The following is a 22,347-nucleotide window of genomic DNA, read 5'->3' as shown; positions in this document are numbered from 1 at the left end:
GGTAATGGCAGCAGTCACGGCAATTGCATTCACACGGCGTGATTGGTTCAATGTCGCCCACCCTGCCCCAGCCTTCAGGCCCACCATGATCGAACTGAACCAGGTCACCGCCTTCCAACAGCAAACCCGCGTGTTCCACGAGTTGTCCCTGCACATCGGCTACAACGAACGCGTGGCCATCCTGGGCCCCAACGGTGCTGGCAAAAGCACCCTGCTCAAGCTGATCAACCGCGAGATCTACCCGGTGGAGCGCCCGGAAAGCTACCTGCGCCTGTTCGGCCACGAAACCTTCAACCTGTGGGACCTGCGCGCCAAGATCGGCTTTGTGTCCCAGGACATGCAGGAAGACTACACGCCCCACACCTCGGCGCTGGACGTGGTGATCTCCGGTTTCTTCGGCGCCATGGGCACCCACGCCCACCTGCAGCCCACCGCCGAGCACATCGAGCGCGCCCGTGAACTGCTGGGCCAGCTGGGCATGCAGATCGATGAGCAGCGCATGTTCCAGCGCCTGTCGACGGGGCAGAAACGCCGCCTGCTGCTGGCCCGCGCCCTGGTGCACAACCCGCGCGCGTTGATTCTGGACGAACCCACCAGCGGCCTGGACATGGGCGCCAGCCTCAGCCTGCTGAGCCTGATGCGCGACTTCTGCCACGATGACCGCGCCATGATCATCACCACCCACCACATCGACGAGATCATCCCCGAGATCGACCGTGTGATATTGATCAGCCAGGGCCAGGTTATCGCCGACGGGCCCAAGGCCCAGGTATTGACCAGCGAACGGCTGTCCGAGCTGTACCAAACCCAACTGCAGGTCAGCGAGCACGACGGCTGGTACCGTTGCTGGCACGGCTGATAGACCTCATGATCGACTCAGGACGCAGCCATGACTGACACCTCTCATACCCTGCCCATCGCCGTGACCCCGGAGCTGGATTTCAACCTCCAGGCCGCGGGCCAGCTGGGCGCCGTGCTGGCGGACCAGTACCGCCAGGCCGAACCGTTCCCGCACATTGTGATCGACAACTTCCTGCCCGATGAGCTGATTGCGCGCATCTGCCGGGAGTTCCCCGTCGAGGCCACCAACAACGAGCAGCTCTACGAGCGCGGCTACAAGGGCCAGCTCAAACGCCAGGTCGACCCCAACCACTGCGCGCCCTACCTGCGCACTGTGTTCGCCCTGTTCAACAGCGCGGCGATGCTCAATTTCATGGAGCAGATGACCGGTATCCAGGGGCTGATCCCCGACCCGTACTTTGTCGGGGGCGGCCTGCATGAAACCCGCGCGGGTGGTTTTTTGGGCGTGCACTCGGACTTCCGGCTGAACAAGAAGCTCAAGGTGCAGCGGCGCATTAACGCCATCATCTACCTCAACCCCGACTGGCAGGAAAGCTACGGCGGCCACCTGGAGCTGTGGGACAAGCCCATGACCCAGTGCCTGAAGAAAGTGCTGCCGGTGTACAACCGCTGCGTGGTGTTCAACACCGACGAGGACAGCAACCACGGCCACCCCGAGCCGCTGACCTGCCCGCCAGACCGCTCGCGGCGCTCGATTGCGTTGTATTACTACACCGCAACGCCCGCCGAGGTGGAGCCCGGCACACGCCAGAAAACCCACTACAAGCCGCGCCCCAAAGACCGCTTGAGCCTCAAGTATTATCTGGACAAGCTGTTGCGCAAAAAGCGCTGACCGTCCGGCACCTGCTGAGAAATACTGGCGTAGCCGCTGCCGCAGGCTGCGCTGGCCCTGTGCCTCACTGCAACTCTCCAGGGTTCATGCGGGCCAGCGCAGCCTGGCGGCAGCGGCTACAGGTATTCCATCCGGTGCTATGCAAGTAGCCCAATATGATTATTCGAACATAACCAGACTTGCTAAGGTGCGACCATTGCCCTGCCCCGGTCGCCTGCCATGCCTGCCTACCTCGACGCTGCCCATCAGCAGCACATCAACCAGCTTCACCGCACCTGGACCGCGCGCACCGACTGGCCCACCTGGCTGTTGCTGCTGGGCACCTACGCCGCCTGGTTCGCCCTGGTCAAAGCCAGCGCGCAGTTGGGGCAAGGCTTGAGCATCATCCTGCTGGTGCCGCTGATCACCCTGTGGATGTCGCTGCAGCACGAGCTTCTGCACGGCCACCCCACCCGCTGGCCCTGGCTGAACAAGGTGCTGGGCTACGCGCCCATCGCCATCTGGTACCCCTACACTCTCTACCGCGACGATCACCTGCGCCACCATCGCGACAGCGAGTTGACCAGCCCGCACCACGACCCCGAAAGCCGCTACAGGGGCCACCGCGACTGGGAGCAAAGCAGCCCCGTGGAGCGCGGCGTGCACTGGCTGAACAAGACCCTGTTCGGTCGCCTGCTAATAGGCCCGCTGCTGGCCCTGGGGCCGCTGATGGTGCAGCAAGGCGGTCGGTTGCGGCGTGGCCAAGGCTGGGGCATGTGGCTGTGCCATGGCGCCTGCGTAGCGCTGTTGCTCAGCTACGTGCAGGCCCAGGGCGGGTTGTCGGTGGCGGGTTACCTGCTGGCCAGCGTGCTGGCGCTGGGGTTGTCGATGGTGCGTTCCTATTACGAACATCGCCCCGCCGCCGAGCCGCAACAGCGCTCGGTGATCAACGAAGCGGGCTGGCCATGGCGCTGGCTGTTCCTCAACCTCAACCTGCACCTGGTGCACCACGACCTGCCCGGCCTGCCCTGGTACTACCTGCCCCGCGTCTATCACCAGCGCCGCGACGACTGGCTGCGGCGCAGTGGCCAGTTCCTGGTGCGCGGCTATGGTGAACTGTTCCAGCGCCACGGCTGGCGTCCCATCGACAGCCCTCGTCACCCCTGGCATTGAGGAGCACACCGTGACCGTCGCACAGATCGCCGAACTGCCCATGTACGTCGCCCCCACGGCGGTGCATGAAGCCAATGAACAATGGCTGGCCTTGACCCTGGAGTTGCTGGGCGTCGAGGTGCATGAGCGCTTTTTCGGACCGTTGGACGAACTGTGGCTGCACCCGCGCCTGTTGCTGACGCAGACCTGCGGCTACCCGCTCAAGACTCGACTGGGTGAACGGGTCCACGTGATCGGCAGGCCCTGTTTCGACCTGCCCGACGCCCGTGGCGGCGCGCATTGCAGCCTGCTGGTGGCGCATCGCGACGATGGCCGCCATACGCTGGCGCAGTGGCTGGGCAGCCACGGCGTGCTCAACAGCCGCGACTCCAATACCGGCATGAACCTGCTGTACCGCACGCTGGCACCCTACGCCGCGCCGGGACAGTTCTTCGCCCGGGAAAGCATCAGCGGCAGCCACCGTGAAAGCCTGGCCTGGGTGGCCACGGGCAAGGCCGACCTGGCCGCCATCGACAACGTCACCTTCGCCTACCTGGCCGGCCATGCGCCTGAGGAAGTGGCGAACGTGCGGGTGGTTGGCCGCACCGAACACAGCCCCACGCTGCCCTACATCACCCGCGCCTATGGCGTGGATGGCGAAGCCGTACGCGCGGCGATGAACCAGGCGCTGGCGGCACTGCCACAGGTGCGCGAGGTGCTGGCGCTGACCAGCATCCTGCCCGCCACCCTGTCCGACTACCAACACCTGTAGCCGCTGCCGAAGGCTGCGCTGGCCGGTGGTGCCCCTGAACATCTTCAGCGAGGCACAGGGCCAGCGCAGCCTGGCGGCAGCGGCTACAGGGATGCGCCAGGCTTGCAGTGGGGGGCGAGAGAGCTGAAGAACAACTCACTCCCTGAGAAAACATCTTCTATCAGATATTTCGTACTGGACAGTCAGAAATCCCGCGTCTCTTTTCGGAGTTATCCGATTCCTCGGCCCATCGATCACTATTACTCTCGGTTTATTCAGGCGGCACCCTCATCGAACTCTCCAACTGATTCCAACCAACCCCATAGCAGGATTCAAATGTTCACTATCTTGAGCGAAACTCCGCTTTGGGCTTACGCTGCATTTTGCATAATCAGCTACTACGGCATCCTAGCTTGCTTCAAAAACCAGGAAACTAAGCGCTCGCTAATTATCACACCAACGATATTCACCATTGCCTCCGTTAGCGCATTGAACTTCAGTTCTGGAATTTCAGTTCCCACTGCGTGCTATGCGTTCGGTATCCTGCTAGGCCGGATGTTTGCTGTGCGCTATTACCCTTTCCACGCAGTCATGATCGAAAAACACCGGCTGATCCTGGAGGGTTCACAGAGAATCCTTATCGCTTACTGGGGCTTCTTTGCTTTGCGGTACTGCATCGAGTACCAGACATCCATAGATCCCGGCCAACTTGATAACAGCTCATTCACGGCTTGGACTTCCTTCGCGCTCGGGATAGCAAATGGGATGGTCCTGGGGCGCAGTCTAGAACTGCTCAGCCTTCTGAAATCCTATAAAAACTAGCCGACCAACTCGATAAACACCTGTAGCCGCTGCCGAAGGCTGCGCTGGCCGGTGCTGAACCTGAACATCTTCAGCGAGGCGCAGGGCCAGCGCAGCCTGGCGGCAGCGGCTACGGATTGGGGTGTGCCCTGTGGGACCGGGCGAAGCTCGGGAAGCAGGCGACGCAGAGCGTCAGGCAGACCGCGTCGTGTTGTTCCCGAGCTTCGCCCGGTCCCACAGCCAGTCGCGGTGCAGCAAGATCCCCCCGTCTGTACGCCACCGCACAGACTCCGTCACCTCCCCCGCCCCACACTCATACCTCGCCGTTCCCCCATGGCAAGGACATTCATGGATCGCCCCTGGACCCGCCTCATTGCCGCCGCCAGGCGCCGCTGGCTGCCTGCCGCTTCCCGTGCGTTTACGTACGAGGCCATTCTGCGGGCCGAGTTGTTCAGCGCCGAGCAGATGGCCGACCACGGCATCCTGCTGGCGCGCCAGCATCAGCTCAGCCCGACCCGCCCCAACGATGCGCTGCTGTCGCGGCTGACCGACAACGCTGCCACCCTGGCCCACAGTTGCGCGATCCTGGCGCGGGCGCATCCGTCTACCCGGCGGGCTACGCCGGCAGCGGAGTGGTTGCTGGACAATTACTACCTGGTCGAAGAGCACATCCGCATCGCCCGCAGCCACTTGCCCAAGGGCTACAGCCGCGAGCTGCCGCGCCTGGCCAACGGGCCGTGCGCGGGGTTGCCGCGGGTGTATGACATTGCCCTGGAAACCATCGCCCACGGCGATGGCCGGGTGGATGAGGCCAGCCTGAGCCGCTTCGTGCAGGCGTATCAGTCGGTGACGCCGCTGGCCCTGGGCGAGCTGTGGGGCATCGCCATCATGCTGCGCCTGGCGCTGATCGAGAACCTGCGCCGCGTGGCCTCGCGGGTGATGGCTAACTGGACGGATCGCAACCTGGCCGACGACTGGGCCGACCGCCTCACCGACACCGCCGAACACAGCCCGCGCAACGTGGTGCTGGTGGTGGCCGACATGGTCCGCTCGGCGCCGCCGATGTCGCCGGCCTTCGTCGCCGAACTGACCCGCCGCCTGCAAGGCCAAAGCGCGCTGCTGGTGCAGGCGCTGACCTGGGTGGAGCAAATGCTGGCCGAGTCAGGCCTGACCATCGAGCACCTGGTGCACCTGGATGCCCAGCAGCAGGCCGCCGACCAGGTGTCCATCAGCAACAGCGTGGCCAGCCTGCGCATGCTGGCAGCCACCGACTGGCGCGAGTTCGTGGAGCGCATGAGCCACGTGGAGCGCACCCTGTGCCAGGACCCTGCCGGTGTGTACGCGGCCATGGACTTCGCCAGCCGCGACCATTACCGGCATGTGATCGAACGCCTGGCCCGCCATTGCCCCCACGATGAAGAACCCGTCGCTAGCGCTGCCCTGGCCTTGGCCACCGAGCATCGCCCGCTGGCACCAGCGCCCAGCCACATCGGTTACTACCTGATCGGCGCCGGGCTACCCCTGCTGGAGCAGCGCCTGGGCGTGCGGGCACCGCTGACAGAGCGCTGGCAGCGCCTGGTGCGGCGGGCGCCGCTGGCGTTCTTCCTGGCACCGGTGACGCTGCTGTCGGTGGCGCTGGCCTGGCCGTTGCTGGCGATGCTCAGTGGCGTGGCCCTGGCCCTGCTGGCGCTGCCCGCCGTGCTGCTGACCAGCCGCCTGGCCATGAACCTGATCAATGGCCTGGTGACGTTCACCATCGCCCCCTGCCAACTGCCGCGCCTGGACTTCAGCAGCGGCATTCCTGCAGCAGCCCGCACCCTGGTGGTGGTACCCACCCTGATCGCCGACGCGGCCGATGTGCAGGCGTTGGTCGAAGACCTGGAGGTGCGTTACCTGGCCAACCGCGACGAGCACCTGCACTTCGCGTTGCTGACCGATTTCCTCGACGCCCCGGCTGCCGAGCAACCCGCCGACGACGCCCTGTTGGCCCAGGCCACCCAACTGATCCAGGCCCTGAACCGCACCTACCCGGCGCTTGCAGGCGATCGCTTTTGCCTGCTGCACCGGCCACGCTGCTGGAACCCCGGCGAGCAGACCTGGATGGGCCTGGAACGCAAGCGCGGCAAACTGGCGGCGCTCAACGCCCTGCTGTTGGAAGGCGACCGCAGCGGCTTTGCGCTGATTGTCGGCAACCTTGAGGCCCTGGCACCGGTGCGCTACGTGATCACCCTGGACACCGACACCCAACTGCCCCGCGATGCCGCACGCCAGTTCGTCGGCGCCCTGGAACACCCGCTCAACCATGCCCGCCTGAACGACCAGGGCCAGGTGGTGGCCGGCTACGCCATCCTGCAACCGCGCATCGGCATCAGCCTGCCCAGCGCCGCCCGCTCGGCCTACGCCCGCCTGTTCGGCAGCGACGCCGGCATCGACCCCTACACCCGCGCCGTGTCGGACGTGTATCAGGACCTGTTCGACAACGGCTCGTTCATCGGCAAGGGGATCTACGACGTGGCGGCCTTCGAGGGGGCGCTGCAAGGCCGGTTCCCGGCCAACCGCATCCTCAGCCATGACCTGATCGAAGGTTGCTACGCCCATTCCGGCCTGCTCAGCGACGTGCAACTGTTCGAGCAATACCCCAGCGGCTACCCCACCGACGTCAAGCGTCGCCACCGCTGGATCCGTGGTGACTGGCAACTGCTGCCCTGGCTGCTGCCATGGGCGCGGGCCGGCGATGGCCGCTGGTGCGCCACCGGCCTGACCGCCCTGGCGCGCTGGAAACTGTTCGACAACCTGCGCCGCAGCCTGGAACCGGCGGCGCTGCTGACCCTGCTGCTGTGGGGTTGGCTGGGCAGCGCGCAGCCGCTGGCGTGGACGCTGACGGTGCTGGCGCTGATCTTGATCCAGCCAACCCTGGACAGCCTGCTGGGCATACTCCACAAGGCCCCCGAGGCCTCATGGCGCCAGCACCTGAGCGCGGCCACGCGCAGCGCGGCGCTGCATTTTGCCCGCAGCGGCCTGGCCCTGGCCTGGCTGCCGTTCGAGGCCGGCTTCAGCCTGGACGCCATCGCCCGCACCCTGTGGCGCCTGGCCGTCAGCAAGCGCCACTTGCTGCAGTGGAGCCCGTCGCGGGAAGTGGAGCGCCAGGCCACCCAGGACTTGCCGGGGCTGTACCGCACCTTCTGGCTGACCCCGGTGCTGGCCGGCGCCCTCGGCGCCCTGTTGCTCAACCGCCCGCTGAGCCTGGCCGTGGCGGCGCCGGTGCTGCTCCTGTGGCTGGCCGGCCCGGCGCTGGCCTGGTGGGTGAGCCTGCCGTCGACCCTGGCTGGCTTCGACCCCTCCGCCGAAGAGCGGCGCCTGCTGCACCGCCTGGCACGTCGCACCTGGGCGTTTTTCGATCAGTACATCGGCCCCGAAGACCACTGGCTGGTGCCGGACAATATCCAGGAAGCGCCCTACGCCCAGGTAGCCCACCGCACCTCGCCCACCAACCTGGGCATGGCCCTGCTGGCGCACCTGGCCGCCCATGATTTCGGCTACCTGGGCCGTGGCCGCCTGCTGACGCGGCTGGACCTGATGCTGACCAGCATGGAGGGCCTGGAGCGCCACCGCGGGCACCTGTACAACTGGTACGACACCCAGACCCTGGCCCCGCTGAAACCGCTGTACGTGTCGACCGTGGACAGCGGCAACCTGGCCGGCCTGCTGCTGACCCTGCGCCCCGGCCTGCTGGCCCTGGTTGACGCGCCGCCGCAACCGGCGCAGGTGGTGCGCGGCCTGCTCGACACCCTCGATGTGCTGCTGGCCGCCTGCCGCGCCGCCGACGCACAGGCGCAGGTGATCGAGGACCTGCACCGCGATGCACAGGCCTGGCAGCCAGCCGCCGAGGGTCATGTTCAGCCGTTGCTGGAGCTATTGCAGCGCGGCATCGACCTGCCCTGTCCGGCCGGTGACGATGACGTGGCGTACTGGCGGCAGGCGCTGCACGTGCAGTGCCTGGACCTGCATCAGGATCTGCTGGGCGGGAGCCCCGACATCGCCCAGCGAGCCAAGGCCCTGGCCGCCCGCGCCGCCGCCCTGGCGGTGATGGACTTCACCTTCCTGTACGACGCCCCGCGCGACCTGTTCGCCATCGGCTACAACGTCACCGACCAGCGCCTGGACAGCGCCTATTACGACCTGCTGGCCTCGGAGGTGCGGCTGACTCATTTCATCGCCATCGCCCAGGGCCAGGTGCCCCAGGCCAGCTGGTTCTCCCTGGGCCGGCTGCTGACCAGCAACGGTGGCGTGCCGGTGCTGCTGTCGTGGTCGGGGTCGATGTTCGAATACCTGATGCCGCTGCTGGTGATGCCGACCTACCCCGGCACCCTGCTGGACCAGACCTGCCGTGCGGCGGTGGCCCGGCAGGTGGAATACGGCAACCAGCTGGGGCTGCCGTGGGGGGTATCGGAGTCGGCCTACAACGCCCAGGACGCCGCCTTCACCTATCAATACCGCGCCTTCGGTGTGCCGGGGCTGGGGCTCAAGCGCGGCCTGGGCGAGGACAGCGTGGTGGCCCCCTACGCCAGCGTGCTGGCGCTACTGGTGGCGCCACAGGCCGCCAGCCGCAACCTGCAGCGCCTGGGCGAGCACGGCCTGAACGGGCGCCTGGGCCTGTACGAAGCAGTGGACTACACCCAGGCGCGCCTGCCGCCGGGCCAGCGCCTGGCCGTGGTGCGCTCGTTCATGGCCCACCACCAGGGCATGAGCCTGCTGGCCCTGACCTCGGTGCTGCTGGACCGTCCCATGCAGCGCCGGTTCGCCAGTGACCCGCAGTTTCAGGCGTGCGAGCTGTTGTTGCAGGAGCGCGTGCCGCGCAATGCCACGCGTTACCTGCCGCCCGACCAGGCCGGCGCCGACGAGGACAACGCCCGCCAGGGCGAATCCCTGCTGCGCGTGTTCAGCGACCCGGCGCACCAGCGCCCCGCCGTGCAGCTGCTCTCCAACGGCCGCTACCACGTGATGGTCAACAGCGCCGGCGCCGGCTACAGCCGCTGCAACGACCTGGCCCTGACCCGCTGGCATGAAGACAGCGTCAGCGACCAGCTGGGGATTTTCTGCTACCTGCGCGACGTCGCCAGCGGCACGTTCTGGTCCACCAGCCAGCAGCCCACACAGCATGTGCCGTTCAGCCAGGAAGCCATTTTCAGCGACGCGCGCGCCGAATTCCGCCTGCGCGAGCGGCATTTCGACTGCCACACCGAGATCGTCGTCTCGCCTGAAGACGACGTGGAACTGCGCCGTCTGCACCTGACCAATCACGGCCGCACCCGGCGCACGCTGGAACTGACCAGCTACGCCGAGGTGGTGCTGGCGCCCGCGCTGCCGGACGCACTGCACCCCGCGTTCAGCAAGCTGTTCGTGCAGACCGAACTGTTGCCGGCGCTGCAGGCCATCGTCTGTACCCGCCGCCCAGGCTCGCAGCAGCAGGCCATGCCGTGGATGTGCCATTTGCTGGCCGCCCATGGCGTGGACATCGACGCCATTTCCTACGAGACCGACCGCGCCCGTTTCATCGGTCGTGGCCGCACCCTGATGGCCCCCGCGGCCCTGGACCCGGGGGTGGAGCAGTTGAGCGGCAGCCAGGGCTCGGTGCTCGACCCCATCGTCGCGGTGCGCTGCCGCATCACCCTGGACCCGGGGCAAAGCGCGACCATCGACCTGGTGACCGGGCTGGCCGACACCCGCGACGCCTGCGTGCAGCTGATCCACAAATACCGCGACCGTCACCTGGCCGACCGGGTCTTCGACCTGGCCTGGACCCACAGCCAGGTGCTGCTGCGCCAGCTCAACGCCTCCAGCGCCGATGCCCACCTGTTCGAGCACATGGCGGCCTCGGTGATCTACCCCAGCGCCGCGCTGCGTGCTGATAACGCCGTGCTGATCAGCAACCGGCGCAGCCAGTCCGGGCTTTGGGGCCAGGCCATTTCCGGGGATTTGCCGATTGTGCTGGTGCAGATCGGCGAGGCGGCCAACCTCGACCTGGTGCGGCAGATGGTGCAGGCCCACGCCTATTGGCGGCAGAAAGGCCTGGCCGTGGACCTGGTGATCTGGAACGAAAGCCAGGCCGGTTACCGGCAGCTGCTGCAGGACCTGATCATGGGCCTGGTGACGTCCGGCAGCGAGGCCAGCCTGGTGGATCGCCCTGGCGGGATCTTCATCCGTCCGGGCCAGCAGTTGTCGGCCGAGGACCGCACCCTGCTGTTGTCGGTGGCCCGCGTGGTGGTGCGCGACAGCCTGGGCACGCTTGAAGAACAGGTGCACCGCCGCCGCGGCCAGCCACCGCTGCCGCGCTTCGACGCCAGCCTGGTGCAAACGCCTGCGCCCGCCCCGCCGCCCCCGCCTGATCCGACGCTGATGATGGCCAACACCTACGGCGGCTTCAGCGCCGACGGCAGCGAATACATCATCCACCACACCCCGGGCCGGCCGACGCCGGCGCCCTGGGTCAATGTGCTGGCCAACCCGCACTTCGGCACCCTGGTGTCGGAATCCGGCAGCGCCTACACCTGGGCCGACAACGCCCACGAATACCGCCTCACGCCCTGGCACAACGACCCGGTCAGCGACCCCAGCGGCGAGGCCCTGTACCTGCGCGACGAGGACAGCGGGCGCTTCTGGTCGCCCACGCCGCAACCCTGCCCCGGCACCGGTCGTTACCGCACCCGCCACGGCTTCGGCTACAGCGTGTTCGAGCATGAACAGGACGGCCTGCACAGCGAGTTGTGGGTGTACGTGGCGGTGGATGCGCCGGTGAAGTTTTCCCGGCTGACGGTGCGCAATACCAGCGGGCGGACCCGGCGGCTGTCGGCGACCCAGTACGTGGAGTGGGTGCTGGGCGATCTGCGCAGCAAGGCGGCCATGCACGTGGTGACCGAGGCCGACCCGTTCAGCGGCGCGCTGTTTGCGCGCAACGCCTGGTCGATGGAATTCGGGGGCCGTGTGTCCTTCCTCGACACCGACTCGCCGGGCCGCCGCATCACCGGCGACCGCGCCGAGTTTCTGGGCCGCAACGGCAGCCTGCGGGCGCCGGCGGCGCTGTCGCGCTCGCACCTGTCCGGACGCACCGGCGGCGGGCTGGACCCGTGCTCGGTGATGCAGGTCAGCCTGGAACTGGCCGACGGTGCCAGCCAGGAAGTGATCTTCCGCCTGGGCGCCGAGCAGGACGCCACCGCCGCCACCCGCCGCGTGCAGGAATACCGTGGCGCCCGTGCCGCCGGCCTGGCGCTGGAGCAGGTGCGTGCCCACTGGCGTGCCACCTTGGGCGTGCTGCGCGTGCACACGCCGGAGCCCGAGATTGATGTGCTGGTCAACGGCTGGCTGATGTACCAGGTCATCGCCAGCCGCTTCTGGGGGCGCAGCGGTTTTTATCAATCCGGTGGTGCGATCGGCTTTCGCGACCAGTTGCAAGACAGCATGGCCATGCTGCATGCCGCGCCCGAGCAGGTGCGCGCGCATTTGCTGCTGTGCGCCCGGCATCAGTTCCGTGAAGGCGATGTGCAGCATTGGTGGCACCCGCCGCTGGACCGTGGCGTGCGCACCCGCTGTTCGGACGACCTGCTGTGGCTACCGCTGGCCACCAGCCGCTACGTGCAGGTGACCGGTGACCTGACGGTATTGGACGAACGGGTCGATTATGCCCAGGGGCGCGTGCTCAACGAGGGTGAGGAGTCCTATTACGACCTGCCCACCTACGGCGGGCCGGCGGAAAGTCTGTACCAGCATTGCCAGCGCGCACTGGATCATGGCTTGCAATGCGGCAGTCATGGCTTGCCGCTGATGGGCAGCGGTGACTGGAACGATGGCATGAACCGGGTGGGCGAGCGCGGGCTGGGGGAAAGTGTGTGGTTGGGGTTCTTTGGCTATGACGTGCTGCAGCAGTTCGCCCAGGTTGCCCGGCGCCAGGGTGACAGCGCTTTCGCTGCGCGTTGCACCGAACGCGCCGCCAGCTTGCAGGTGCACTTGCAGGCCCATGCCTGGGATGGCGACTGGTACCGGCGCGCCTGGTTCGACGACGGCCAGCCGCTGGGCTCTGCCAGCAATGATGAATGCCGCATTGATTCCATCGCCCAGAGCTGGGCGGTACTGTCGCGTGCCGCACCGCCGGCACGGGCGCGCACGGCCATGGCGGCGCTGGACCGCTACCTGGTGCGCCGGGACATCGGCATCGTGCAATTGCTGACGCCGCCGTTCGACAGCGGTCAGCTGGACCCCGGCTACATCAAGGGTTACGTGCCGGGCGTGCGCGAGAACGGCGGCCAGTACACCCACGCTGCCGTATGGGCGAGCATGGCCTTTGCCGTGCTGGGCGATGGCGACAAGGCCTGGGAGCTGCTGCGCCTGATCAACCCGGTGCGCCAGGGCAATCCGGCGTTGATCGAGCGCTACAAGGTGGAGCCCTATGTGATGGCCGCCGACGTTTATGCCGCCGCGCCCCACGCTGGCCGGGGTGGCTGGACCTGGTACACCGGCTCGGCGGGGTGGATGTACCGTTTGATCGTCGAATCGCTGCTGGGCGTGCAGCGCGAAGGCGACGTGCTGCGCCTGCAACCGCTGTTGCCCAGGGACTGGCCGGGGTACCGCCTGGACTACCGCTTTGGCCACACCCAGTACCACATCACCGTCAGCCGCGGCAGCGGGCCGCCGTGTTGCCTGACGCTGATTGATGATGGCGGGGACCACAGCCTGGCGGCGTTCGTCGATCCGCTGCCCGTGCGTGGCGAGTCGGTGGCCAAGTAGCGTAGGCTAAAGCCTTCCCCTACGGTGGCTGCCATGTCCCCTGCACTTGAGCCACACCAGAACCACCTGCTGGCCGCCCTGCCCGCGCCCGTGCGCGAGCGCCTGCAGCCATACCTGAAACTCATCGACCTGCCGCTGGGCAAGGTGCTGTACGAGTCGGGCGATGCCCTGCGGCACGTGTACTTTCCCACCGATGCCATCGTGTCGTTGCTGTACGTGATGGAGAATGGCGCGTCGGCAGAGATCAGCGTGGTGGGCAACGAGGGGCTGATCGGCGTGGCAGTATTCATGGGCGGTGAAAGCACCCCCAGCCGCGCCATCGTGCAAAGCGCCGGGCAGGCCTGGCGTTTGCCGGGGCAACGGCTGAAGGACGAATTCAACCGCCACGGCGAAATGCTCTTGCTGATGCTGCGCTACACCCAGGCGCTGATCACCCAGATGGCCCAGACCGCCGTGTGCAACCGCCACCACTCCATCGACCAGCAACTGTGCCGCTGGCTGCTGCTGTCCCTGGACCGCCTGCACGGCAACGAACTGACCATGACCCAGGAACTGATCGCCAACATGCTGGGCGTACGTCGCGAAGGCGTGACCGACGCGGCGGGCAAGCTGCAGCGCTTGGGGGTGATCGAGTACAACCGCGGGCACATCAAAGTGCTGGACCGCGCGCGGTTGGAACAACTGAGTTGCGAATGCTACGCCGTGGTGCGTGCGGAGACCGAGCGGTTGTTGCCCTACATGCCAAACCGCGTGTAGCCGGTGCTGCTGTTGCGCTGGCCCTCTGCCCCCTGGAGATCTTCAGCGTACTCAGGGGCCAGCGCAGCCTGGCGGCAGCGGCTACGGCGCAGGCCTTGTGGGACCGGGCGTAGCTCGGGAAGAAGGCTACTCAGGGTGTCAGGCAGACCGCGTCGTGCTTTTCCCGAGCTTCGCCCGGTCCCACAGGGAAGGGCAGCGTTGCGGGTTGCCCAGGGCCGCGACGCAATCCGCGTAGCCTGGCGCGGACCCTGTGGGACCGGGCGTAGCTCGGGAAGAAGGCGACGCAGGGTGTCAGGAGGTCAGTGGAGTCAATGGGCGAACAGTGAGCCGCCCTGCTTGCCGGCCATTTTCTCCGGTTTGATCAGGAACCGCGCCAGCGCCGGCAGCAGCCACAGCGCGCCGAACATGTTCCACAGCAGCATGAAGGTCAGCATCAGGCCCATGTCGGCCTGGAACTTGATGGCCGAGAAGATCCAGGTACACACGCCAATCGCCAGGCACAGGCCGGTGAACAACACTGCCTTGCCGGTGGATTTCAGCGTCTGGTAATAGGCTTCCTGCAACGGTAAGCCAGCGCGGAGGAAGCTCTCCAGGCGGCTGTAGATGTAGATGCCATAGTCCACACCAATCCCCACCCCCAACGCCACCACCGGCAAGGTCGCGACCTTGACGCCAATGCCCATGAACGCCATCAGCGCGTTCCCCAGTACCGAGGTCAGCACCAGCGGCAGCACGATGCACAAGGTGGCAGCGAAGGATCGGAAGGTGATCAAACACATCACCGCCACGCACAGGTAGACCAACAGAAGGATTGCCATATCGGCCTGCTTGATCACCTCGTTGGTCGCCGCTTCGATTCCGGCATTACCCGCCGCCAGTTGGAATTGCAGGCCATCCTTGTCATGACTCGCCGCAAACTGCTTGATCACCGTCACAGCCCGGTCCAGCGTCTCGGCCTTGTGATCGTTGAGGAACACCAGCACCGGCGCCAGCGAGCAGTTGCCGTTGAACAGACCATCGGCCCGCGCCACCGAGCTATTCAGCACTTCAGGGTTGCGCGACAGGCTTTCCCATTTCAGGTTGCCTTCGTTCATGCCCTTGATCACCTGCTTGCTGACAGTGACCAGCGAGATGGTCGATTGCACCCCGGCGGTGTTGTCCAGCTGCCACATCAGGTCGTCGATCGGCTGCATGGTTTCGTAGTGCGAGCAGCCTTCGGCCGCCGTCTGCACCATCACAACCAGCACATCGGAGCTGGTGGCGTAATGGTCGATGATGAACTGGTTATCGCGGTTGTAGCGCGAGTCGGGACGCAGCTCCGGCGCGCCTTGGTCGAGGTCGCCGATCTTCAGGTTGTGGCCGTACCACAAGCCACCGCCCAGGGCGATCAGCGCCAGCACCACCGATACGCGCGCAACTTTCGGGTTGGCGAAGTTCGACAGCGCCCGCCAGAACGGGTGCTCGCGCACCGCGTCCTTCTTGCTGCGCTCGATGGCGCGTTTGCTGATGCCTACGTAGGAAATGGCCACCGGCAAAAGGATCAAGTTGGTGAAGACGATCACCGCCACGCCAATGGACGCACCAATCGCCAGCTCGCGGATCACGCCGATGTCGATGATCAGCAGGGTAATGAAGCCCACCGCGTCGGCCAGAATCGCGATCATGCCCGGCAAGAACAGCTGGCGGAACGTACGCCGCGCCGCGGTCAGGGCGTTGTCGGCATCACTGGACTGCAGCGCGATGCCGTTGATTTTCTGCACGCCGTGGGAGATGCCGATGGCGAAGATCAGGAACGGCACCAGCATCGAATACGGGTCCAGCCCAAAGCCGAATGCATGCATCAGGCCCAGCTGCCACACCACCGCGACGAGCGTGGTGCTGAGCACGGCGATGGTGCTGCGCAGGCAGTGGGTGAAGAAATACAGCAGCACCAGGGTGATGACGAAGGCGACGCCGAAGAACATCACCACCATGATCAGCCCATCGATCAGGTCGCCGACCTTCTTGGCGAAGCCGACGATGTGCACTTTGACGTTGGGGTTCTGGGCCTGGAACTTGTCGCGAATTTTCTCTTCCAGGCTGTGGGAAAACTGCTGGTAGTCGAGCTTGAGCAGGCGGCCTTGATCAGCCGGGTCAGGGTAGGACTCCAGCAACGGAATCTCGACGATGCTCGACTTGAAATCGTTGGCCACCAGCCGGCCGACCTGACCGGACTTGAGGATGTTGCTGCGCAAAAGCTCAAGGCTGTCAGCCGAGCCATTGTAGCTCTGCGGGATCACCTCGCCGCCGGCAAAGCCCTCCTCGGTTACCTCGGTCCAGCGTACGCTGGGGCTCCACAGCGACTTCATGCCCGAACGGTCGACGCCAGGGATGTAGAACGCCTCGTCGTTGATCTGCCGCAAGGTCTCCATGTAGTCCTTGTTGAAAATGTCGCCATTCACCGCCTCCACCGAGATACGCACGGTGTTGCCGAGGTTGGCCAAGTCGTTGCGGTGCTCGATCATGCGCTCGATGAACGGATGCTTGAGCGGGATCATTTTCTCGAAGCTGGTCGACGGGCGGATCTGCGTGGCTTGCCAGAACAGAAAGACGCTGACCAGCACGCAGAGGAAGATCACCGCAGGGCGGTTGTTGAAGATCAGGCGTTCAAGCAGCGTGCCCTGGGGCGCCGGGAATTTCTGGTGAATGCTCATGGCTGCTGGCCCTCGCTGCCGTTGTTGTCGGTGTGGTGCACGCCGTTCTCGCCTACCAGCAGCAGGCCGTCGCTGACCGCGATGGCGCTCGCCAGGGCCTGGCGGTCGGGGCGGGTCACGCGGCTGAAGCTTTGGCCGTCATCGACGCTGCGCAGTACGGTGCCGCCCTCGCCCACCAGCATCAACGTGCCGTCGTCGAGCAGGCGCGCGTTGGCCAGGCCGGCCTCCAGGGGGCCGCGCTCGCCTTGCACAGCGATGGGTTGCCAGCTGTCACCGAAGTCACTGGAACGGAACACATGGCCGCGCAGGCCAAACACCAGCAGGGTGCGCGACTGGGCCGTGCCGACAGCGCCGAACAGCGAGCCCTCGTAGGGGCCTTGCAGGCGCTGCCAGGTTTGCCCGGCGTCGGCGGAGCGGAACATCAGCCCCTGCTCGCCGACAATCACCAGGCCCGCGTCCTTGACCGCCGCAATGGCGTTGAGGTGCAACTGGTCGGGGTTGTCGAGGCGCTCGCTGACGTCCTGCCAGTGCTGGCCGCCGTCGTCGGTGCTCAGCAAGGCGCCGTACGCCCCCACGGCAAAACCGTGCTGGGCATCGAGGAAATGCAGCCCCAGCAGCGGTGCCTGGCGTGCCGGGTCCTGGAACTGCAGGCGCCAGGTGGCGCCGCCGTCGACGGTGGCGAGGATCTGCGTGTCGTGCCCCACCGCCCAGCCATGCTGGGCATCGGCGAAGTACACCGCCGTGAGCAGTTGTTGGCTCGGCACCTGCGCCTGCATCCAACTGCGGCCCTGATCATCGGACAGCAGCACATGCCCGCGCTCGCCCACCGCCACCTGCCGCGCCCCGGCGCTGGCGATGTCGGTCAACAGCCCCGTCACTGCCTTGGCCGGCGCCAACGGCCCCGCCTGCGCAGCGCCGCTGATCACCAGCGCCAAGATGCCCACCTTCAACCACTGCCTCGCCACCGCACACACTCCCATTTCCTGTTGCCGCCGCCTGTGGGCGCGGCCCTGGGGCCATTCTAGGGAGCCCCGCCAGCCCTGCCCTCTCGCGAGTTTTCATGGCTATACCCGGCGGGAATACCCCGCACCTTCCCAAGGCATCGCGCCCTCACTTGGGGCCTTGCGTGGGGCGCACTTCACCTTTGGCTATAGGCATAAGAATTTGCTGGAAGGCAGAACGCGGCGCGCTGCCTACCATGCGGCCTACCTGGAGCACAGGTGGTGTTACCAGCAGCCAGCGGGGCGACGACCCCGCGTCATCGACATGCAGGTTTTGGGGGAGAGCACCGTGATAACGATAAAACGCCTGGGGACACTGTATCCCCACAGCTTGGCCATCGCCGTGGCACTGGCCGGCAGCGCACCGGCCCTGGCCGTGGACTTCAACATCGGCGAGATCGAAGGGCATCTGGATTCGACCCTGTCCGTGGGCGCCAGCTTCGGCACCGCCAACCCGGACAAACAGTTCATCGGCACCGCCAACGGCGGCCACGCCGCCACCCGCACCAGCGATGACGGGCGCCTGAACTACAAGAAAGGCCAGGCCTTTTCCGAGATCTTCAAGGGCGTGCACGACCTGCAGCTCAAGTACGAAGATACCGGCGTGTTCATCCGCGCCAAGTACTGGTACGACTACGCCGTCGAGCATGGCAACACCCACCTCTACGACATCGACGACAGCGGCCGCGACGAGGCCGCCAAGGGCCAGGGCGCGGAAATCCTCGACGCCTTCGTGTACCACAATTACAGCATCGCCGACCTGCCGGGCAGCGTGCGCGCCGGCAAGCAGGTGGTCAGCTGGGGCGAAAGCACCTTCATTGGCAACTCGATCAACGCCATCAACCCGGTGGACGTCTCGGCCCTGCGCCGCCCCGGCTCCGAGGTCAAGGAAGGCCTGATCCCGGTGAACATGCTGTACGTCAGCCAAGGCCTGAGCGACAACCTGTCGGTGGAAGCCTTCTACCAGCTGACCTGGCAGAAAACCGAACTGGACAACTGCGGCACGTTCTTCGGCAGCGACGTGGCCGCCGCCGGCTGCACCCAGGGCATGACCATCAATGGCACCGACTTCGACCGCACCGGCAGCAGCTACGGTTACGTGCCGCGCCTGAGCGACGACGATGCGCGCAACAGCGGCCAGTTCGGCGTGTCGCTGCGCTGGACCGTGCCGCAACTCAACGACACCGAGTTCGGCTTCTACGCCCTGAACTATCACTCGCGTACCCCGGAGTTCAACTGGACCGTGGGCCGTGGCGCCCTGGCCGACCCGGTCGGCGGCCTGTCCGGCCAGGGCGGCGTGAGTACCGCGCGCTACTACCTGACCTACCCCGAGGACATCCGCCTGTACGGGCTGAGCTTCGCCACCAATATCGGCGCCACAGCGGTGTCGGGCGAGATCAGCTACCGGCCCAACATGCCCATGTCGCTCAACGCCAGCGACGTGTCCAACGCCGCGGTGCTGGGCTCGGCGGCCACCAACCCGCTGGTCAACGCCGGCCTGCCGATTTTCAGCACTGGCTGGGCCAGCTCGGCCTACGGTTCGACCATCCAGGGCTACAAGCGCATGCCCTACACCCAGGCGCAGACCACGGCGGTGCGCACCTTCGACCACGTGCTGGGCGGCGACCGTTTGAACCTGGTGGGCGAGATCGGCATGGGCTACATCAGCGGCCTGGGCGCCACCGACGGCTCGGACCTGCGCTTTGGCCGCAGCAGCGTGTACGGCAACGGCGAGCTGGCCGACGCCGGCACCGCGCTGTTGCTGGGCGGGCTGTCGGGCAACGACATCTGCAAGGCGCTGAACAGCTCCAACCCCAGCCAATGCAGCAGCAAGGGCTATTACACGCCGATCTCGTGGGGCTACCGCCTGCGCGCCGTGGAGGAATACAGCGACGTGTTCGCCGGGGTCAACCTCAAGCCCAACATCACCTTCTCCCACGACGTGCACGGCAACGGCCCGACCTTCACCCAGGGCAACAAGGCCATCAGCGTGGGCGTGGATGCCGATTACCTGACCAAGTACACCGCCAGCCTGAGTTACACCAACTTCTTCGGCGGCGATTACAACACCAACACTGACCGTGACTTCGTCGCCTTGAGCGTCGGCGTCAGCTTCTGATACTGCGAGGTACCCGATGAAACATCTGCATCTGTTTACCCTGAGCCTGTGCCTGCTGGCTTCCCAGGTCCACGCTGCCGTTTCCGCCGACCAGGCCGCGCGCCTGGGCACCGACCTGACGCCGGTGGGCGCGCAGAAAGCCGGCAACGCCGACGGCAGCATCCCGGCGTTCACCGGCGGCTTGCCGACCAACGCTGGCGCCATCGATGCCGACGGTTTCCTGGCCGACCCGTTCGCCAATGAAAAGCCGTTGTTCGTGATCACCCAGGCCAACGCCGCGCAGTACAAGGACAAGCTGACCCCGGGGCAACTGGCGCTGTTCGCCCGTTACCCGGACACCTATCGCATTCCCGTGTACCCCAGCCACCGCAGCGTCGGCCTGCCGGACAAGAGCCTGGCCGCCACCCGCCAGAACGCCACCGACACCCAACTGATCGCCGGCGGCAACGGCCTGGAGCACTACCACCCCGGCGCCGTGCCCTTCCCTATCCCCAAGGACGGCCTTGAGGTGATCTGGAACCTGATCGGCCGCTACCGCGGGGACACCCTCAAGCGCATCGTGATGCAGGCCTCGCCCCAGGCCAACGGTGATTTCACCCCCACGGTGCTGAAGCAGGAACTGGCGTTCCCCACCGGCCTGAGCGATTACGACGCGCAGGAGCAGGCCAACATCCTCAGCTTCTACCGCGAGGAATTCCTGGCGCCGGCGCGCATGGTCGGTGGCGTGCTGCTGGTGCACGAGACCGTCGACCAGGTGAAGGAGCCGCGCGAGGCCTGGATGTACAACGCCGGCCAGCGCCGCGTGCGCCGTGCGCCGCAGGTGGCCTACGACAGCCCGGCCGCCGAAGGCCTGCGCACCTATGACGACTTCGACCTGTTCAACGGCGCGCCGGACCGTTTCGACTGGAAGCTGGTGGGCAAGCAGGAGCTGTACATCCCGTACAACAGCTATCGCCTGGAATCACCCAAGCTCAAGTACACCGATATCGTCAAACCGGGGCACATCAACCAGGACCTGACCCGCTACGAGCTGCACCGGGTGTGGCACCTGACGGCGACCCTGAAGCCCGGCGAGCGGCATATCTACTCGCGTCGTGACGTGTACATCGACGAAGACAGCTGGCAAGGCGCCGAAACCGAGGCCTACGACGGGCATGGCGCGCTGTGGCGGGTGTCGGAGGGGCATGCGACGTTCTTCTACAACGTGAAGGCCCCGGCGTTTGCCGCCGAGGTGCATTACGACCTGCTGTCGGGGCGTTATGCGGTGAACTCGCTGCATAACGAGGAGAAGAATGGCTACACCTTCAACGTGCCGATGAGCCGCAAGGACTTTACCCCGTCGGCGCTGCGCGTAACGGGTATCCGCTAACCCCCTACCTCCCCCCTGTGGGACCGGGCGAAGCTCGGGAAAAGACCAACGCGGTGCATCAAGCCCTACGCGGTGTTCGCTTCCCGAGCTTCGCCCGGTCCCACAAAGGACTTGTGCGAAGCAGAAGGCCCGGTTTTTGCTTTATTTTCAAGAACATCTCTGACGTCCAGTGAGTTCTCATGAAGTTGCACCAACTGCGGGCCATGGTCTCCATCTGCGAAAGCGGCAGTATCCAGGAGGCCTCCCGCCTGCTGCATATCTCCCAACCGGCCCTGTCCAAGGGCATCAAGGAACTGGAAGCAGAACTGGGCGTGCCCCTGCTGATCCGCTCCAACCGCGGCATCACGGCCACCGAGTACGGTGAACGCCTGGTGCGCCGCGCCCGCCTGATCCTTGAAGAAGTACGCCGCGCCCGCGAAGAAATCGAGACGCTCAAAGGCGTGATGGACGGCAAGCTGTCGATCGGCGTGTCACCGGTGACGCCCGGGGCGCAGTTCATCAGCAGCCTCAACCGTTACCGCAAACGTTACCCAAAGGTGCACATTCAGATCCACGAGCTGCGCCCCTCGAAGTTGATGGAGGGGTTGCGCGAGGGGTTGCTGGACATGGCGCTGACGTCATTGCCACCCGCGCGCAGCACCGATGGCTTCCATTGGGTGGAGTTGTACGAGCAGCCTACCGTGCTGGCGGTGCGCAAGGGGCATCCGCAGGCCGATGCCACGTCGCTGCTGCAATTGCGCGAGCTGGACTGGTTGCTGCAGGACTCGCTGGAGCAGTCCAAGGTAGGCACCATGTTCGAGGACAACGAAATCCCGTGGCCGGAGAACGTGATCGAGTGCGCCTCGGTGGTGCTGTTTTCCGAGATGGCGACCTCGACCGATGCGGTCAGCTACTGGTCGCAGCGGGTGCTGGACCGCACGCAGAATTTGATGGATGGGTTGCAGGTGCTGAAGATTGCCGAGCCGGTGCCGCCGATGAATATATCGCTGGTGTGCCGTGATCAGGAGTTGATGACGCGCGAGGCCAAGGCGTTGGCCGATGAGTTGATCTATGTGTACAAGAGTCCGCATGCGGTGAAGGTGCCGGACCTGGTGTAGCCCATGATTTCAGGGAGGCTTCACGGGCCTCATCGCGAGCAAGCTTTGCTCCCACAGTGTCAGGCCATCCACTGTGGTCGGCTCGACACTGTGGGAGCAAAGCTTGCTCGCGATGAGGCCCTCAAGCACACCATCACCTTCAAGAAATTGAGGCGCCA

12 protein-coding genes are annotated in these 22,347 nt (G+C 65.8%); 10 read left to right on the top strand and 2 right to left on the bottom strand.

The features are described from left to right. The first annotated feature begins 85 nt into the window (after positions 1–85). The 7 genes from ACZ9GA_RS07805 (at position 86) to ACZ9GA_RS07775 (ending at position 13,910) form a co-directional block, all read left to right on the top strand. Positions 86–859 (top strand): ABC transporter ATP-binding protein, encoded by a 774-nt coding sequence (locus ACZ9GA_RS07805; protein WP_457363236.1) that lies wholly within the window; start codon positions 86–88, stop codon positions 857–859. Positions 860–889: 30 nt separating this feature from the next. Then, on the top strand, positions 890–1,693 hold the full coding sequence (locus ACZ9GA_RS07800; RefSeq protein WP_457363237.1) for a 2OG-Fe(II) oxygenase: 804 nt from the start codon (positions 890–892) through the stop codon (positions 1,691–1,693). 219 nt (positions 1,694–1,912) lie between these two features. Continuing rightward, positions 1,913–2,845, top strand: a complete 933-nt coding sequence (locus tag ACZ9GA_RS07795; protein WP_457363238.1) for a fatty acid desaturase — start codon at positions 1,913–1,915, stop codon at positions 2,843–2,845. A gap of 40 nt (positions 2,846–2,885) precedes the next feature. Next, positions 2,886–3,596, top strand: coding sequence for a phosphate/phosphite/phosphonate ABC transporter substrate-binding protein (locus tag ACZ9GA_RS07790; RefSeq protein WP_457363777.1), 711 nt, complete (start codon positions 2,886–2,888; stop codon positions 3,594–3,596). 315 nt (positions 3,597–3,911) lie between these two features. After that, entirely contained in the window at positions 3,912–4,397 is a 486-nt protein-coding gene (locus ACZ9GA_RS07785; RefSeq protein WP_457363239.1) for a hypothetical protein, read from the top strand. A 327-nt stretch (positions 4,398–4,724) separates the two neighbouring features. Then, positions 4,725–13,154, top strand: coding sequence for a glycoside hydrolase family 94 protein (locus ACZ9GA_RS07780; RefSeq protein WP_457363240.1), 8,430 nt, complete (start codon positions 4,725–4,727; stop codon positions 13,152–13,154). A gap of 33 nt (positions 13,155–13,187) precedes the next feature. Further along, complete coding sequence (locus ACZ9GA_RS07775; protein ID WP_457363241.1) at positions 13,188–13,910, top strand: Crp/Fnr family transcriptional regulator; 723 nt, start codon at positions 13,188–13,190, stop codon at positions 13,908–13,910. A 308-nt stretch (positions 13,911–14,218) separates the two neighbouring features. Here the strand turns inward: ACZ9GA_RS07775 and ACZ9GA_RS07770 are convergent, their stop codons facing one another. After that, a complete protein-coding gene (locus tag ACZ9GA_RS07770) occupies positions 14,219–16,603 on the bottom strand; it encodes an efflux RND transporter permease subunit (RefSeq protein ID WP_457363242.1) in 2,385 nt (794 codons plus the stop codon). After that, entirely contained in the window at positions 16,600–17,583 is a 984-nt protein-coding gene (locus tag ACZ9GA_RS07765) for a WD40/YVTN/BNR-like repeat-containing protein (RefSeq protein WP_457363243.1), read from the bottom strand. The genes ACZ9GA_RS07770 and ACZ9GA_RS07765 overlap by 4 nt, the downstream gene beginning before the upstream one ends. A gap of 310 nt (positions 17,584–17,893) precedes the next feature. Between ACZ9GA_RS07765 and ACZ9GA_RS07760 the strand changes: the two genes are divergently transcribed. The 3 genes from ACZ9GA_RS07760 to ACZ9GA_RS07750 all read left to right on the top strand — a co-directional run bounded on the left by ACZ9GA_RS07760 (position 17,894) and on the right by ACZ9GA_RS07750 (position 22,189). After that, complete coding sequence (locus tag ACZ9GA_RS07760; protein ID WP_457363244.1) at positions 17,894–19,723, top strand: DUF1302 domain-containing protein; 1,830 nt, start codon at positions 17,894–17,896, stop codon at positions 19,721–19,723. A 16-nt stretch (positions 19,724–19,739) separates the two neighbouring features. Further along, positions 19,740–21,092 carry a DUF1329 domain-containing protein gene (locus tag ACZ9GA_RS07755; protein ID WP_457363245.1) on the top strand — a complete coding sequence of 451 codons (1,353 nt, stop codon included), beginning with the start codon at positions 19,740–19,742 and terminating at the stop codon, positions 21,090–21,092. 179 nt (positions 21,093–21,271) lie between these two features. Further along, a complete protein-coding gene (locus tag ACZ9GA_RS07750) occupies positions 21,272–22,189 on the top strand; it encodes a LysR family transcriptional regulator (protein WP_457363246.1) in 918 nt (305 codons plus the stop codon). The last annotated feature ends 158 nt before the right edge of the window (positions 22,190–22,347 follow it).

Source organism: Pseudomonas sp. TE3644, assembly GCF_056278815.1.
This window is presented reverse-complemented; position numbering and strand designations above follow the sequence as displayed.

Excerpts from the sequence above, each read along its gene's own strand:
- ACZ9GA_RS07805 (WP_457363236.1), top strand. The coding sequence starts at position 86 with ATGATCGAACTGAACCAGGTCACCGCCTTCCAACAGCAAACCCGCGTG.
- ACZ9GA_RS07800 (WP_457363237.1), top strand. The coding sequence starts at position 890 with ATGACTGACACCTCTCATACCCTGCCCATCGCCGTGACCCCGGAGCTG.
- ACZ9GA_RS07795 (WP_457363238.1), top strand. The coding sequence starts at position 1,913 with ATGCCTGCCTACCTCGACGCTGCCCATCAGCAGCACATCAACCAGCTT.
- ACZ9GA_RS07790 (WP_457363777.1), top strand. The coding sequence starts at position 2,886 with ATGTACGTCGCCCCCACGGCGGTGCATGAAGCCAATGAACAATGGCTG.
- ACZ9GA_RS07785 (WP_457363239.1), top strand. The coding sequence starts at position 3,912 with ATGTTCACTATCTTGAGCGAAACTCCGCTTTGGGCTTACGCTGCATTT.
- ACZ9GA_RS07780 (WP_457363240.1), top strand. The coding sequence starts at position 4,725 with ATGGATCGCCCCTGGACCCGCCTCATTGCCGCCGCCAGGCGCCGCTGG.
- ACZ9GA_RS07775 (WP_457363241.1), top strand. The coding sequence starts at position 13,188 with ATGTCCCCTGCACTTGAGCCACACCAGAACCACCTGCTGGCCGCCCTG.
- ACZ9GA_RS07770 (WP_457363242.1), bottom strand. The coding sequence starts at position 16,603 with ATGAGCATTCACCAGAAATTCCCGGCGCCCCAGGGCACGCTGCTTGAA.
- ACZ9GA_RS07765 (WP_457363243.1), bottom strand. The coding sequence starts at position 17,583 with ATGGGAGTGTGTGCGGTGGCGAGGCAGTGGTTGAAGGTGGGCATCTTG.
- ACZ9GA_RS07755 (WP_457363245.1), top strand. The coding sequence starts at position 19,740 with ATGAAACATCTGCATCTGTTTACCCTGAGCCTGTGCCTGCTGGCTTCC.
- ACZ9GA_RS07750 (WP_457363246.1), top strand. The coding sequence starts at position 21,272 with ATGAAGTTGCACCAACTGCGGGCCATGGTCTCCATCTGCGAAAGCGGC.